At 31.5% G+C, this 15,010-nt stretch carries 11 protein-coding genes; 6 read left to right on the top strand and 5 right to left on the bottom strand.

All coding sequences use genetic code 11. The annotated features are described in order from the left end of the window. Positions 1–7 precede the first annotated feature (7 nt). The 3 genes from fdhD to ACIJYG_RS04900 are packed head-to-tail and all read right to left on the bottom strand — an operon-like array spanning position 8 to position 1,726. Positions 8–847: a formate dehydrogenase accessory sulfurtransferase FdhD gene (gene fdhD, locus ACIJYG_RS04910; RefSeq protein WP_435095778.1), complete on the bottom strand. Its 840-nt coding sequence runs from the start codon at positions 845–847 to the stop codon at positions 8–10. Positions 848–850: 3 nt separating this feature from the next. Further along, complete coding sequence (locus tag ACIJYG_RS04905; protein ID WP_435087694.1) at positions 851–1,327, bottom strand: HPP family protein; 477 nt, start codon at positions 1,325–1,327, stop codon at positions 851–853. Next, entirely contained in the window at positions 1,328–1,726 is a 399-nt protein-coding gene (locus ACIJYG_RS04900) for an iron-sulfur cluster assembly scaffold protein (protein ID WP_435087693.1), read from the bottom strand. It lies immediately after the preceding gene. A 43-nt stretch (positions 1,727–1,769) separates the two neighbouring features. Here ACIJYG_RS04900 and mobA point away from each other — a divergent pair, with 43 nt between their 5' ends. The 6 genes from mobA to ACIJYG_RS04870 are packed head-to-tail and all read left to right on the top strand — an operon-like array spanning position 1,770 to position 7,965. After that, entirely contained in the window at positions 1,770–2,378 is a 609-nt protein-coding gene (mobA, locus tag ACIJYG_RS04895) for a molybdenum cofactor guanylyltransferase (RefSeq protein WP_435095775.1), read from the top strand. Beyond that, positions 2,371–3,615: a molybdopterin molybdotransferase MoeA gene (locus ACIJYG_RS04890; protein WP_435087690.1), complete on the top strand. Its 1,245-nt coding sequence runs from the start codon at positions 2,371–2,373 to the stop codon at positions 3,613–3,615. Before mobA ends, ACIJYG_RS04890 begins: the two co-directional genes overlap by 8 nt. A 51-nt stretch (positions 3,616–3,666) precedes the next feature. Then, positions 3,667–4,572 (top strand): DMT family transporter, encoded by a 906-nt coding sequence (locus tag ACIJYG_RS04885; RefSeq protein WP_435087688.1) that lies wholly within the window; start codon positions 3,667–3,669, stop codon positions 4,570–4,572. Further along, positions 4,573–5,790: an aminopeptidase P family protein gene (locus ACIJYG_RS04880; protein ID WP_435095772.1), complete on the top strand. Its 1,218-nt coding sequence runs from the start codon at positions 4,573–4,575 to the stop codon at positions 5,788–5,790. A 5-nt stretch (positions 5,791–5,795) separates the two neighbouring features. Then, on the top strand, positions 5,796–6,911 hold the full coding sequence (locus ACIJYG_RS04875) for a serine/threonine protein kinase (RefSeq protein ID WP_435095769.1): 1,116 nt from the start codon (positions 5,796–5,798) through the stop codon (positions 6,909–6,911). A gap of 1 nt (position 6,912) precedes the next feature. After that, positions 6,913–7,965, top strand: coding sequence for a threonine aldolase family protein (locus ACIJYG_RS04870; RefSeq protein WP_435095766.1), 1,053 nt, complete (start codon positions 6,913–6,915; stop codon positions 7,963–7,965). Here the strand turns inward: ACIJYG_RS04870 and ACIJYG_RS04865 are convergent. After that, positions 7,958–8,185, bottom strand: a complete 228-nt coding sequence (locus ACIJYG_RS04865) for a hypothetical protein (RefSeq protein ID WP_435095763.1) — start codon at positions 8,183–8,185, stop codon at positions 7,958–7,960. The genes ACIJYG_RS04870 and ACIJYG_RS04865 overlap by 8 nt on opposite strands. 236 nt (positions 8,186–8,421) lie before the next feature. Then, positions 8,422–14,991, bottom strand: coding sequence for an Ig-like domain-containing protein (locus ACIJYG_RS04860; protein WP_435095760.1), 6,570 nt, complete (start codon positions 14,989–14,991; stop codon positions 8,422–8,424). Positions 14,992–15,010 lie beyond the last annotated feature (19 nt).

Genomic DNA, 15,010 nt, shown 5'->3' with positions numbered 1-15,010 from the left:
TTTTTTTTTAACCCACAATAACTTTTTTGTTATTTGTGTAAATATTAAAACTGTCCCTCTTTACGAAACCTATGAGGGTCATGTCAAATTTATTCGCTAAATCAATAGCAAGACTAGTTGGCGCACCAACCCCAATCATTATACCAATATTGGTCATTAAAACCTTTTGAACCAATTCAAAATTAAGTCGACCTGAACATGTTATAAATTGTGACTTTGGATCTAACTGTTGATTAACTAATACACTTCCTACGAGTTTATCTAGAGCATTGTGTCTTCCAACATCTTCTCTTAATTCAACTAAATCACCATTAGAAGTAAAAAGACCACTAGCATGTATACCACCCGTTTTGCTAAACTCAGACTGATTATCCCTTAACGTGTTTGGTGATTGTATGACGACTTCCTCTGAAATTTGAGGTTCAGATGAGTTTGTTTTATCTTTTTTAATTATCTCAAGCGTATCTAAAGATGATTTACCACAAACACCACAGGAAGAATTAGTTAAAAAATCTCTTTTAATTTTAGAAATATTCACGTTCTCAGAATTATTAAGAGTTGCCAAAATTTTATTTTGAATATTATATTGTCCTACTTTTTCTCCATAACTTTCTACTGAGTTAATATCTTCAATCTTTTTAATTATTTGTTCATTAAATAAAAACCCCCTGACTAAATCTTCATCGTTACCAGGAGTTCTCATAGTTATAGATAAATTTTGCGTAATCCAATCGTTTTGTTTTTTAAATTTTAAAGAAATTTCTAATGGTTCTTCAATTGAAACTAAATCTTCAACTTGTTCAAATTTTCCTGAATTAAATTTTAAAATTTTATATTTTGAGCTCATGAATTATTTTAAAGGATAATTTCTTTTTAGAATAAATTTATTAATTAAAATTGCTAATAGCAAAATTAAAATACATCCAAAAATTATTGGACTAATTAGATATTCATAAGATACACTTCCAATTATAACTATAATGGGGTTACCACCAGCAGGAGGATGAACTACATTTAGCAAGATCATAAAAAAAATTCCAGCTCCAACAGCTAAAGCAATGTTAATATAAATTGGAAGTGGAATATAATTAACAAAAATTATACCTACCAAGGCAGTTATAAGATGACCAAAAAAAACATTTTTAGGTTGTGCAAAAGGACTTTCAGGAAAACCATACAACAAAACCATTGAAGAACCAAATGACCCTGCTAAAAAATATCCCAATGTGCTTTTATAAGTAAGCACAGTTAATACACCAATAGTGAATGCAGAAAAAAAACCTGCTATTAATGCTTTTTGTAAAATTGGTTTTGTAATCTTTATCATTTAAGTCTTCAAAGCTTTTAAAACAGTTTTTAAAGGAAGTAACAAACACTCTTTTCTTGAGAGATTTTTTTTATCTAATATTTCTTTAAAATCATTCCAGTGTTTTTCAATATTAACCTTAACATCATCAAATAATTTTTCACCGTTAGCTATAAAATCCTTAATTTCTTCTACGCTTTTATCTTTTACTTTTCTGGAGAGTAAACTAACTGATGCTTGACAATAAATGCATGATTTGCATTGATAACCCATATCCTTAATCACATCATTTTTAACTACTAAGCTTATTTCCATTTCATCTCCACATAATGGATTTTTATTTTTTGATTTATGGGTAAAGTTTTCAATAATTTTATTATGTTCAGTATAAGAAGCTATTTCTAAAATTCTAAGGTTCATTATATTTCTTTAATTCAAGTTTTAATGTTTTATATTTTGATAAATGGATCATAACAATATTTTAGGAGTAGTACTAGCAGGTGGAAAGTCACAAAGGTTTGGTGAAGATAAATGCCAAGTTAAATTAGGTGATAGATTATTGATTGATTACATTTTATCGGAAATTACTGATGAATTTGAAGAGATATTATTAGTAGCCAATAACTCAATCAATTTTAAGAAATCTAAAAATATTACATTAATAAGCGATTTTAAGAAAAACTTAGGACCACTAGGAGGAGTTTTGACGGCTATGAAATGGGTCAAAGAAAATAATAAAAATTATCAGTGGATATCAACTTTTCCTGCCGATACTCCATTTTTTAAAACGCATATATTAAAAAAGTTTTTACAAGCCATAAATTTTGATGAGAACAAACTTTTCTTCATTAAATCAAATAATACACGACACAATATATTTGGACTTTGGTCTATTGATCTATTAGATAAATTAGAAGAAGATTTAGACAAAGGAGAGAGAAAGGTTGAAATTTGGGCAAATAGCATAGGAGTTAAATCAATTGATATGCATTTTGAAAATAAAGATCCTTTTTTTAACATTAATACCAAAGAAGAATTGGCAAAAGCTGAAGAAATTTTAAAAAATGATTAGTTATCAAGACTCAAAAAAAATTTTGAAGAAAGCAATCATCAAAATTAAAGATGAAGACATTAAGAGTACAAACTCTTTAAACAGAGTTTTGTCAAAAGATATTTATTCTAATATTAATTATCCGTCAGGAGATAATGCAGCTTTTGATGGTTATGCAATAAATTCTAATGATACAAAAAAAATTAAAAAAAAATTATCAATAAATTTCAAAATTATAGGCTCTATTGCTGCAGGCACAAAACCTTTTAAAAAAAAGATCAATAAATTTGAAGCTATCGAGATTATGACTGGTGGAATAATGCCAATAGGTTTTGATACTATCATTCCAATTGAAAAAATTATTTTTAGTACAGATAAAAAACATATTTTGATTAACAAAAAGATTAGAAAATATAATCATGTCAGGTTTGCAGGTTCTGATTATAAAAAAAATGAATTAGTCATAAAAAAAAATACAATTATTCAAGCTAATCATATTTTAGCTTTTAAAACACTGGGTATTAAAAATATTAAAGTTAAAAAAAAGATAAATATATTATTTTTCTCTACAGGAAATGAAATATCAAATAAAGATGATATCCCTGACTGGAAAGTCAGAAATTCTAATAGCCATTATATCAAAAGCTTAAATGAAAATTTTTTGTTTAATTTTATTGATGGTGGAATTTTAAAAGATAATCATCAAAATATTTTTAAATCAAAAATTACTCAAACATTTAATTCCAAAATAGATATCATTATTACCTCAGGTGCAGTTTCTGCTGGAAAGTTTGATTTTATTCCTGATGTGATAAAGTCCTTTAAATTAGATCATTTTTTTAAAGGTGTAGCAATCAGACCTGGAAAACCTATTTTATTTGCTAGGATCAAAGGTAAACAAAAAACAATTTTTGGATTACCTGGTAACCCAATGTCTTCCGCTGCTTGCTTTAGATTTTTTGTATATCCTTACATAGAGAATATTTTGGGTCTTAATAGCGAAAAGCCTTTCAAAGCTATTCTTAAAAATAGTTTCTTAAAGAAGAAAAACTTTACGAGGTTTGCTAAAAGTAAATTAAACACAACTAAAAATGGAAAAATGGAAGTTGAAATTCTTAAAGGACAAGAGTCGTTTAGAATTAAATCATTTGTAAAATCAAATATTTGGACATTATTGCCAGCAGGCAAGACTAGGTTTAAAAAAGGAGAAATTGTTGATTGTTTTTTGCCTAACAACTCAAATTCAACCTTAATTTAGGTATTGTCATTTTTGTTGTAGTTAAATCTATTTAGAATTAAATATCTGAATATGTTTGAGCTTAGAAATCCTAAAGTTGCAGCTCCCGTTGTTTTATTTGCAGGTCTTGTCTGGTCTTTTGGACCACTGGTAGTACGATATATGAATGATCCGCATTTAATACCTTGGCAGTATATTTTTGGCAGAGGCCTAACAATATTTATTTTATTAAATCTTTATTTATTTTTTGAAGAAGGAAAAAATTTTTACAAAAATTATTTTAAGATGGGTTTATCTGGTTTAATTGGTGGATCAGGTCTAGGTGTTGCGATGATTTCTTTTATGTTTTCTATAACAAATACAAGTGCAGCAATTACACTTTTATGTCTTGCCGCTATGCCATTTTTTACAGCTTTACTTGCTTTTTTATTTTTAAAAGAAAAAATTTCTTTAAATGTTTGGGTGTCAATCTTTATTGCAACTGTTGGTATTGGCATCATGGCTGTAGGAAATAATGCTCAAACATCTTTTGTAGGATTTGTTTTTGGTATCACATCTTCATTAGGGTTTGCAGTTTTTTCAGTCACTCTAAGATGGCGTAAAGAAACACCCAAGTTTACAACAACTGCATTTGCTGGTTTTTTCTGTTTTGTTTTTGCAACGATAGTAATTTTGAATAAAGATCTAGTTTTCTTTTCATCAAGCTATAACAGCTCGTTATTCTCTCTGCATGGAACCCTAGTATGTTTGGGTTTAATTTTATACTCTATTGGATCTAAAGCTATTCCAGCAGCAGAATTAACTTTATTATCTCTAACGGAAGTAATAGGAGGAATCTTTTGGGTATGGTTGCCTTTGTTTGGCATAAATGAAATTCCAACAACTAATACTATTATTGGTGGATTCTTTCTTTTTATTTCACTTACTTATTATAGTCTAGTGATGAGATGGAATAAAAGATACATAGGATTAAATTAAATGGAAAGACCTGATTTTTTTACATTAAAAAATGGAGAGAAAGTTAATCTTCCTTTTTCAAATACTGAATACGATAGAAGAGTTAATAACTTAAGAAAAGTAATGGATAAAAATAATCTTGATATGGTTATTTTAACATCAATGCATAACATTGCATATTACACAGGATTTATTTATTGTTCTTTTGGCCGACCTTATGGTTGTGTAGTCACAAAAAATAAAATTTCGACAATCTCAGCAAACATTGATGCCAGCCAGCCCTGGAGAAGGTCACATTGTGATAATGTAATTTATACAGATTGGAAAAGAGATAATTTTTTACGAGCTATAGTATCTATCATTGGAAGAGATGATCCTCCAAAAAATATTGGTTTAGAGAATGATCATGTCACTTTAGATATGAAAGAAAAAATAGGGTCAATTTTTACATTTTCAGTTTTTAGCGATATTTCAAAAGATTTGATGCAACTAAGAATGATTAAATCTAATGAAGAGATTGAAATTATTAAAAATGGAGCAAGAATTGCTGATTTAGGTGGAGAAGAAATTGTTAAAAATATCAAAGAGGGTAATACAGAAATTGAGATAGCAATTGCAGGTCGTGATCGAATGGAACGTGAAATTGTAAAATCATATCCAGATGCGGAATATATGGATACCTGGGTTTGGTTTCAGTCAGGTATTAATACTGATGGAGCACACAATCCAAAGACAAATAAAAAACTAATTAATGGCGATATTTTATCTTTAAATACTTTTCCAATGATTTCAGGATATTATACGGCTCTTGAGAGAACATTATTTTTAGATCATGCAGATGATGCATCATTAAAAGCTTGGGAAGCAAATGTTAAAGTTCACAAAAGAGGTTTAGAGCTTATTAAGCCAGGTGTTAAATGCTCTGATATTTGTCACGAGTTAAATGAATTGTTTGCAGAACTAGGATATCTGCATTACCGAACTTTTGGATACGGACATTCTTTTGGGGTTCTTTCTCATTTTTACGGAAGAGAAGCAGGATTAGAGCTTAGAGAAGATATTGATACTGTGCTTGAAGAAAACATGGTTATCTCAATGGAGCCGATGATAATGATCCCTGAAGGAAATCCAGGAGCAGGTGGTTATAGAGAACATGATATATTGGTAATCGGTAAAGATGGCGCAGAAAACATCACAAAATTTCCTTTCGGGCCTGAACATAATATTATAAAAAATTAAAAATTATGAGTGATAACAAAACTATTGTTAATAGTTGGAATGAGTGGGATCCATTAAAACATGTGATCGTAGGAAGAGCTGATGGAACTTGTATACCAGCTCCAGAGCCAGCACTTGATGCTAAAGTTCCAGAGGATAGTGACATGAGAGGTCAGTTTGGCCCAAGAACCAAAGATACTGTTGATAAAGCTAATCAACTCTTAGATGATTTTTCAAATATGTTAATTAAAAAAGGAGTTAAAGTAGATAGACCAACTCCAATTGATTTTAATAAAAAAACTTCAACGCCTGATTGGGAAGCAGAAACGATGTTTGGCTGTATGCCGCCAAGAGATGTTTTGCTTACTGTTGGTAATGAAATTTTAGAAGCAACGATGAGTTATCGTTGTAGATGGTTTGAATATCTTTGTTACCGACCTTTACTTCAAGAATATTATAATCAAGATCCTAATATGAGGCATGAGTCTGCTCCAAAACCAAGGTTAACAGATAAAGATTATCGAAAAGATTACCTATCAGATAAAATTGGTATTCAAAAAAGATTAGAATGGACGGAAGATAAATTTTTTGTAACCACAGAAGAGGAACCGCTATTCGATGCAGCTGACGTTTTAAGATTTGGAAAAGATTTAGTTGTACAACATGGTTTTACAACAAATTTAAAAGGAATTGATTGGTTAAAAAGACATTACAAAGATCATAGAGTTCATGCGGTTAATTTTCCAGGGGATCCTTATCCAATTCATATAGACGCTACTTTTACTCCAATTAAAGAAGGTTTAATTATTAATAATCCTCAAAGAAGACTGCCAACAGAACAAAGAAAATTATTTGAAGACAATGGTTGGGAAATTGTTGATAGCGCACAACCTGCTCATAATGAACCTCCACCTTTATGTTATTCATCAACCTGGTTATCGATGAATGTATTGGTGCTTGATCCTAAAACAGTATGTGTTGAAAAAAGTGAAGTTTATCAAGCAGAACAACTAGATAAACTTGGAATGGAAGTCATACCAGTTGAGCTTAGAGACGCTTATGCATTTGGTGGAGGACTTCATTGTTGCACAGCAGATGTATATAGAGAAGGTACTCTAAAGGATTATTTTCCAAAACAATAATATGGCTAAAATTAAAACAAAAAGGGAGCGAGTTAAATTTGCTTCAGACAATGTTGCTGGCGCTTGTCCAGAAGTTTTGGATGCAGTTTTAAAAGCCAATGATGGAGACAGCACTCCTTATGGTAATGATGAAATATCAACTGAATTACAGGACAAGTTTTCAGAGATATTTGAAAAAGAGGTAATTGTTTTTCCAACTGCCTCAGGAACTGCTGCTAATGCATTAGCTTTATCTACAATGACGCCATCATTTGGAAATATTTATTGTCATAAATTATCCCATATAAATACAGACGAATGTGGTGCCCCTGAATTTTATACAGGGGGAGGAAAACTAATTGCCTTACAAGGTATTGATGGAAAAATTACAGCTGATGAATTAGACCAATCTATTGGAGGCAAAGGAATAGTGCATCACACACAACCTTCATCTGTGAGCATTACCCAAGTTTGTGAAACTGGAGAAGTATATCAAATTGATGAAATTAAAAAGATTTCAGACGTTGCTCATAATCATAATCTAAACATGCATATGGATGGAGCAAGATTTGCTAATGCTTTAGTTTCTCTTGATGTAACGCCTGCTGAGATGACTTGGAAAGCAGGTATTGATGTATTGTCATTTGGAGCAACCAAAAATGGTTGTCTTGCAGCAGAAGCAATAATCTTCTTTAAGAAAGACTTAGTTGGTAATATTGCATTTTTAATGAAAAGAGCAGGGCACTTATTATCAAAAATGCGTTTTGTTTCAGCTCAATTAGATGCCTATATTTCAGATGATGTCTGGTTGAGAAATGCAAAACATGCAAATAAAATGGGAAAAAAATTAAGTGAAGGATTATCTAATCATTCAGATATTAAACTTTCATACCCAACAGAAGCTAATGAAGTTTTTGCAAAGTTTCCAAGAAACATGATCGAACATTTAAATTCAGAAGGTTACAAAATGAATGAAGATGAGTTGGATGGAAAATCAACAAGATTAGTTACTGCTTGGAATACACAAGATACTGATGTCGATCAATTGTTAGAAATTTTAAAAAACTCTAACTAGGGTTTTGTTTTAAAAATTCAATATACTTTACCACTTCATCAAATTTCTCATCTGGAATATCTTTGTAGCTTGCATCGAAATGATCTTTTACACATATAGCAACATGAGCGTAGGGGTTTCTTCCTTTGGGATGATTTGGATGTTCGGGCAGCTGCCCCACCAAATAATCGCCAGCTTCCTGTATCATTTTCCACAGTTTACTTGCGTTTTGTTTGTTCATAACCCACTAAACCTTGAAACATCTCGAAATGGTCTAGTCTGCGGTCTAGTCATCCTATAAAATCCTATAACTAAGAACCACGATCCCTAAAAGTTTTTTCATAATCCAAGATTACAGAATATTTAAAAATTTCTCAAGTTGAGTTAATTAGCTAATAGTAAACAGGATTAAAGAAGCCTGAGGTGTGGCTAAAATTGAAAGGATTTTATTCATTAGTCTTCTACTTAATTAAACTTTTAAAAAATTTTTTTAACATTAATACCAACATTACTTTCAGAATTAACATTAAAACTATTTTGTAATTCAATATTGTAATTTAAATCCCACCCAGACTTGGATTGCTGATCATATTGTATTGAAAATTGTGAAGTGTTTTCATTTGTTAAATTGGAATGAAAACTTAGTTCTGCATTTGGTTTTATTAAGTAAGATCCTGCAAAATTCATAGTATTAGTATAACCTGAATCAATTTCTTCATTTCTCTCAAAACTTGCAGTATAGAACATATTTTTTCCAATATCTAAATCTGTTCCAAGGGTGACTCTATAATTATCTGATGATTCATTTACACCCTTATTAGTATAATTAGTATTTGGATATGCTTTATGATACGAAACTATTGTATCATTTGAGTCGGTACTTCCTCTTCCATATTCAAAACGACTAAATGGTTTAAATTTTAAATTGTTAATTTCATACGAATTATTAATTAGAAAACCCAATGATGATTTACTATTTTCAATTTTCATTTCATTGTATTTTAGAGCTGAAATTTTACCACTTTCTAAATATTCATCTAAAATAGTATATCCTAGATCAATTCTTCCATAAGGAGATATATTTAAATCTTTTTTTATAAATTCACCTCCATAGACAATTGATCCAAAAATTTGATTACCATTTCTGTTGCCATTTAAAAATCCTGCTTCATGTTTTCGTCTTGAGTCAATTTTTAAACTGCTAATACCTATATTCGTATCAATAAAAGTTTTATTATTAAATGGAAAGGTTGCATAAGAAGATAAGCTAAACATGTCTGTTTTTAGGTTAGTGTCAGATGTACCTATATCTACATCATCAAGACCAACTCTAAGTGCAAAACCATACATTCTTCTATCGCTTACTTTTTTATCAACACCAATTGTAATACCTGTTGTTTGAATTTCTTGCAGTGAAGCAAGCGAGGTATTGTCTATTTCACCCAATGTAACGGTACCTTCGCTCCAAAAAGCCCAATTATTGTTAAATAAATCTTTGGTACGATTTATATATTTATCAAAATTTAACGCAGTGGCAATTTCTGTATATTCTTCATCACTAAATTTAATTTTGATTCCTTGATCTGATAAATTATTAACATCTCTGTTTCTTCTTAACCACTCCATTCTATTCAATACAGCATAAGATGATTGTTCTATAAAACGTTTAGAAGTTTCTCTTTGAGCATCTATTAAAGCAATAACATCCTTTTCATTAAATGGATTTTCTAAATCCTCTTTTAAAAACTCTGCAGTAAATGTTTTACTTGAAGCTGGAATAACATTATCCGCAAAATCTTCTACCGTTGCACCAATTGCTGCATATATTTTTTGTGCACTTGTAAAATTGCTGACAGGATCAATTGTAATAATAGTTTTTGCAGAATTAATTGTTGCAACAAATGGAATATCAGCTCCATTTTCATCTGTATCTTTTAATGTCATTAAACTTGCAACATCAGAATTTATTAAAGCTGTGTTATTTAAATTTCGAATTGCCTCACTAAAAGTAAAAGTAATATCTGAATTAACGGCAATAGATGCTGTAATAACAGCTTCAATTTCTACACTAGGTGGCAGTTTATCTGCTGCCGTAAAAGTAGATGATGTTGCGATTATTGCATTACCATAAGAGTCTTCAACTGTAGCTCCAACTGCCACATAAACTGTTTGCTCACTTGAAATATCACTTAATAAATCAATAGTTATAATTGTCTTGTCAGAATTTATAGTGGCATCAAAAGCAATATCTGTTCCAGTTGAATTGCTGTCCTTTAGAGTTATTAAGCTATCAACATTTGTATTATTAATAGCAGAGTTATCAAGTAATCTTACTTCTTCATTAAAGGTAATAATTACATCAGTATCAAGTGCAACTAATGTTGATCCATCTGCTGGATCAATAGTAACAACTGGAGCCGTTGAATCCGTAACACTAAAAGTGCCTGATGTTGCTGACATTGTATTATTTGATGAATCTTCAAGTGCTTGTATTTCTACACGCACAAACCTACCACTTATAAAATTTGCATCAGGGTTAATGGTTATAATTTTCTTGTCTGAATCAATAGTTGCTGTGAAATCAATAGATGCGTTATCTGATACATACTCAAGTGTAATTAAATTTCCAACATTTGAATTTGTTAACTCAGAGTCATCAGGATTTCTTACTGCTTCATCAAATGTTAGTGTAACATTTGCAGTAATAGGCACACCTGTTGATGTATCTGCTGGATCAAAAGTGACCTCTGGTGCAGTGGCATCAGCTGCCGTAAATGTTATAGAACTTGCACTTATAGCATTGTCTGAAGAGTCTTCTACAGTAGCACCAATTGCCACATACACAACTTGTTCACTCGAAAAACTATTATCTGGCGTTATGGTAATTAATTGTTTTGTGGAATCTATTAATGCCGTAAAACTAATATCAGATCCATTAGTATTAGTTTCTTTTAAAGTAATTAGACTGTCAACGTTGGCATCTGTTAAAGATGTATTATCAATATTTCGAACTACTTCATCAAAAGCAATTGTTATATCAGAATTAACGGCAATACCAGTCTCTGAGTCAGCTGGACTAAAAGTTACTGTTGGTGGTGTTGAGTCAGCGGCTGTAAAAGTAATGGATTGAGCTGTTATTGCATTATCTGATGAGTCTTCAACTGTTGTTCCAATTGCCACATAAACAACTTGTTCACTAGAAAAATTACTATCAGGGTTAATAGTAATAATTTTTTTATCTGAGTTAATTGTAGCGTTAAAACTAATATTATCTCCATCTTCATCTGAATTTTTTAATGTTATCAAGCTATCGACATTAGTGTCGGTTAAAACTGTATTATTTGTATTTCGTATTGCTTCATTAAAAGTAAGAGTGATATTGGAACTAACGGTTACATCAGTTTCACCGTTAGTTGGACTAAAAGTAATAGTTGGGGCTACAGTATCAGCAACTGTAAATGTTATAGACGAGTTTGATATTGCATTATTATAATAATCTTCAACGGTTGCACCTATTTCTACATAGACTACTTGACTGCTAGAAAAGTTACTTGAGGGGTTGATCGTTATAACTTTTTTAGTATTATCTATAGTAGCATTAAAAGGTATTCTATTTCCTGAAGAGTTTGTTTTTCTTAATGTAATTAAACTATCAATATCTGTATCAGCAATATCTGTATCATCAATATGTCTAATAGCTTTATCAAAAGTAATTGTAATATTAGTGTCAACAGCGTTACCTGTACTGTTATCTGAAGGGTTAAATGTTAAAGATGGTGGTGAAGTAGGAGCAGCAACAGTAAAGCTTATATTTGATGCACTTATCGCGTTATTTGAGGAGTCTTCAACAGTAGCCCCAATTGCAACATACACAACTTGTTCACTTGAAAAATCACTATCTGGATTTATTGTAATAATTTTTTTATCGGAGTCGATGGTAGCATCAAAATCAATATTTGAGCCACTAGAGTTATCTTCTTTAAGTGTAATTAGAGAATCGATATTAGAGTCTGTTAGTTCTGAATTATCTGTATTTCTTATTGCTTCATCAAAGGTAATTGTAATATTGGTGTTATCTGCAATACCAGTTGTACCATCTAAAGGACTAAAAGTTAGAGTTGGTGCTTCAACGTCTGCAGTAGTAAAATTAAGTGTAGTTGTATCTGTTATTCCCACATATGAATTACTAGAACTATCATCAAATGCTGTTGCTTCAATTTTTACATAATAACTTGTAAAACTGTCTAGGGTAGTTGCTGGATTAACGGTAATTTCTGTTGATCCTGAACCTGAAACTTTAGCATTACCAATTGGAATTGATTCTACTTCAGAGTCATCAGATGTTTTATAGATAATAATATTTCCACTTTCAGCATCAACAGCTTCATTGAATGTTAAAACAATATTTGCATCTACAGCAATACCTGTAGCGCCATCAGCTGGAGTAGATGATGATAGGGTTGGTGCACCTATATCTGCTGTTGTAAAATTAAGGGTTGTGGCATCACTAATACCTGCATACGAATTACTCGAGCTATCATCAAACGCAGTAGCAGCTACTTGTATATAATAAGCCGTTGATCCATCTAATGTTGTCGAAGGATTTATTGTTATTGTTGTAGAGCCTGATCCAGATACTTTGGCATCTCCAACTGGTATAGACTCTACTTGGGAGTCATCAGAAGATTTATAGATAATTATATTTCCACTTTCAGCATCAACAGCTTCATTGAATGTTAAAACAATATTTGCATCTATAGCAATACCTGTAGCGCCATCAGCTGGTGTAGATGACGATAAGGTTGGCGCATTAACGTCAGCCGTTGTAAAGTTAAGCGATGTCTTATCATTAATCCCAGCATAAGAATTACTAGAACTATCATCAAAAGCAGTTGCAGCAATTTGAACATAGTAGGCTGTTGAACTGTCTAAAGTTGAAGCTGGGTTAATAGTAATTTGAGTTGATCCTGATCCAGATACCTTAGCATTGCCGACAGGAATTGATTCAACTTCAGAATCATCAGAAGCCTTATAAATAACAATATTACCACTCTCAGCGTCAACAGCTTTACTAAAATTGAAAACAATATTATCATTAACACCTACCTCTGTTGCGCCATCAGTAGGAGTAGATGATGTTAGTGTTGGAACATCAGTATCAACAACAGTAAAAGTTGCATTGGCTGCAGTAATTGCTTGTCCACAAGTTTGATCTTCAACTGTAGCACCTATTGCTACATACACATTTTGTTGGCCTGTAAGATTGCTGTCAGGATTAATAGTAATAACTTTTTTATCAGAATCAATCGTAGCATCAAAAGCAATATCTGCACCGCTTGAATTATTCACTTTTAAAGTGATAAGACTATCAACGTTAGTGTTTGTTAAAGCGCTATCATCTGTGTTACGCATGGCATGATTAAAAGTTAATGTAATGTTTTCTGTAGGTTGAACATCATTATCAGAGTTGGCAGGATCAAAAGTAACAGTTGGAAGAGTCGTATTCGTTAATGTACCACTACCTGTGGTTGTAGTGCCTGCCACAAAAAGACAAAGCCCACTTGTGTTCCAGGTTCCAGAGGAGCTAATTGTAAAATCATTATCAACATCTACGTGGTTTGTAGATTGTGTACCTGCGCTACCACTTAAAATAACATTGTAAAAATCTTGTGCTTGATCGGTGATACCACCCGAGGTAATAGTTGACGTTCCATCAAAAGTGACTGTACCTGATCTAGATTTAAAAATATCACTATTTGTCCAATTTCCTGCAACATTAATACTTCTATCATCTGAGGAAACATCGAGTGTTCCATCTGTAATTGTTAGTGCTCCATCAACATTTAAATTAGCATCAAGGGTGTAAGTTCCAGTACCATTAAAAGTTAGATTATAATAATTATCACCGTATTCTAGATCATTGTAGGTACCTGAACCATCATAAGTGATTGTTCCAGAGTTTGTATCTTTGTTAGTAATAGTTACTGTTTCATCCCCTTCTAATTGAAGCGTACCATTATTAACTAAAGTAGTCGCTGTCATGTTTAGTCCACTGATATCAAGAATTGCCCCAGAATTAATAGTAAGAGTTTTATCTATACCTACATTCTTTGTAGAAAATGAAACAACGCCAGTTGTATTGGTTATTGTTAAATTTTCAAAACTGGGCCAAGCACCGCTATTATGAGCTATAACATTTTGATTACCGGTTCCATTAAATATCACTGATGTTGAAGCGCTTGTATTGGTAACCTCTCGTCGATTACTACTATTTGCAATATAATTTCCTTTAACATACAGATCATTCCCGTCTACATTCAATATACCTCTATTTAAGGTTATGTTATTAACTTGCATATCCCCATTCATTCTCAGAGTTGTATTTTTATTATTTTTTATTACGTTATAAAAATCCTTACCTGTGCCTGTACCATTTGTTAAAACCTGATAACTAGAATCCCTTGGAGAAAATGTTACCGTACCATTACTGTGCGTGAAAGTTCCATTATTGATAAAACCACCTAGAAATAATGTGTTTTTTGCAGGTGCAATAAAAGTCCCGCCTTCATGAATGTTTAAGCTGGGAAAAATTTTAACTAAAAGTGCATTTGCTGATGAGAGAGTTCCTCCGTCCTGAATATGAGACATGCTTTTACTTGCATTTAAAGTTGCATCAGTACCAAGAAATAATGTACCCCCATTAATGCTAAAATTTTGTCTTAATGTAAGTATTTGATTATTGGCTACACTAACAGTACCATCGTAGTTATTTTTCAGGATTAGTTTTTGAATAACGTTTCTTGATGTAAGTTCTGCATTACAATCACTACTATCAGCAGTCGCACCAAAAATTGCAACATCATTTTTATTTGGTCTTCTTGCTCCTCCTGGGCCATCTTTTGTGCTTGACCAGTTCGCATTATTGCTAAAATCGTTAGTAACACTACAATCTGCAGCCACCCAGAACTTATCATCAGCTAATAACTCAAAACTTGTAAGAGAAAATAAAATAACAAATAGAATGTTTATTTTTAAATTTTTGAACACATTGTTTTTTATCTCCAAA

The organism is Candidatus Pelagibacter bacterium nBUS_27 (assembly GCF_051200985.1).
Classification (GTDB): Bacteria; Pseudomonadota; Alphaproteobacteria; order Pelagibacterales; family Pelagibacteraceae; genus Pelagibacter.
Note: the sequence above shows the minus strand (reverse complement) of the source record. Positions and strands in the feature narration are given on the sequence as shown.